A 1,428-nucleotide genomic window follows, 5' to 3' on the forward strand; every position below is an offset into this window, starting at 1 on the left:
AGAGGGTGGTTCGGTAGCCTTTGCCCATTGTGGGCTTGGCTCAGTGTGTGAATGCGAGCGATGGTCGTAACCGGTGAGGTCTCCATCGCGTTGGGTCGATCATGGGCGAGCGTGCGGCGTACCCGAGTGACCTGACCGACGACCAGTGGGCGGTGGTCGGACCGTTCCTGCAGGCGTGGAAAGACCGGCATCCGTCGGTGTCGGGGCATCAGGGCCGCTACGAGTTGCGGGAGATCGTGAATTCGATCTTCTACCAGAATCGGACCGGTTGTCAGTGGGCGTACCTGCCGCACGACCTGCCCCCGAAGTCGGCCACCTACTACTACTTCGCCCTGTGGCGCGATGACGGCACGGACCAAGTGATTCATGATCTGTTGCGCTGCCAGGCGAGGGAGCGGGCCGGCCGGCGGGAGGACCCGACCGCGGTGGTGCTGGACACCCAGTCGATCCGGGCCGCCAACCACGTCCCGGCCGCCACGACCGGCAAGGACGCCGCGAAAAAGGTCCCGGGCCGTAAACGGGGCCTCGCGGTGGACGCCCTGGGGTTGATCATCGCGGTGGTGGTCACCGCCGCGTCGGTCACCGACAACGCGATCGGCGTACGACTGCTGGACAACGTCGTGGCCCACACCCCGACGGTGACCAAGGCATGGGTCGACGCCGGGTTCAAAGACGACGTGCAGATCCACGGAGCGGTGAACGGTATCGACGTCGAACAGGTCAAGCGCACCGACACGGCCGCCGGGTTCGTGCCGATCGCACGCCGGTGGGTGGTGGAGCAGACCAATGGCACGCTGATGCTGCACCGCCGTCTGGTCCGCGAGTACGAGAGCCGACCCGCCTCGGCGGTGTCACGCACATGGTGGGCCTCGACGGCGAACCTGGTCCGCCGGTTGACCGGCACCACCACCGCGTCCTGGCGCGACCCGGGCCACCAACGGTGACCCGACCGCCGCTGCTGGACCTGCTCACCGAACGCGAGACCGCCGCCGGCATCACCGCAGAGCGGCTCCGCGAGCAGATCGCCGCCCTCACCGACCAGCTCACCACAGCCGAGACCGAGCTGGCCGAGCTCGCCATCACCCGTAAGACGCTGCTCAGCTTGACCGGCCACGCCGACCCGGGGGCACCCACAGACGCGACCGTCGCCAGCCCCGCTTACCAGCAGATCCTCGCCGTGTTCCACTCCGCCACCGCACCGATGCGCGCCAAGGACATCTGCCACGCCCTCGGCACCGACACCACCACCAAGGACACCGAGAATCTCCGCGCCAAGCTCAAACGCCTCGTCGCCCGCCAGATCCTGACCGAACCCGAGGCCGGCCTGTTCACCCTCGCCTCGCCACCGCCAGCCGCATAGCCCCACGGGCAGGACCTCTACCCCGCGGCCAAACCCACAACCGGACATGCCCTTCCGAACCACCCTCT

2 protein-coding genes are annotated in these 1,428 nt (G+C 68.1%); both read left to right on the forward strand.

Annotated features, from left to right (window positions below; all coding sequences use genetic code 11):
• Window positions 1-101: 101 nt before the first annotated feature.
• Window positions 102-944, forward strand: a complete 843-nt coding sequence (locus tag ACGFNF_RS30345) for an IS5 family transposase (protein WP_088999634.1) — start codon at window positions 102-104, stop codon at window positions 942-944.
• Entirely contained in the window at window positions 941-1,360 is a 420-nt protein-coding gene (locus tag ACGFNF_RS30350) for a hypothetical protein (RefSeq protein WP_393172355.1), read from the forward strand. The genes ACGFNF_RS30345 and ACGFNF_RS30350 overlap by 4 nt, the downstream gene beginning before the upstream one ends.
• Window positions 1,361-1,428: the final 68 nt, after the last annotated feature.

The organism is Micromonospora sp. NPDC048868 (assembly GCF_043198195.1).
GTDB classification, from domain to species: domain Bacteria; phylum Actinomycetota; class Actinomycetes; order Mycobacteriales; family Micromonosporaceae; genus Micromonospora; species Micromonospora reichwaldensis.

What these genes read in the sequence shown, in the direction of transcription:
- ACGFNF_RS30345 (WP_088999634.1), top strand. Translation starts at nt 102, where the DNA reads ATGGGCGAGCGTGCGGCGTACCCGAGTGACCTGACCGACGACCAGTGG.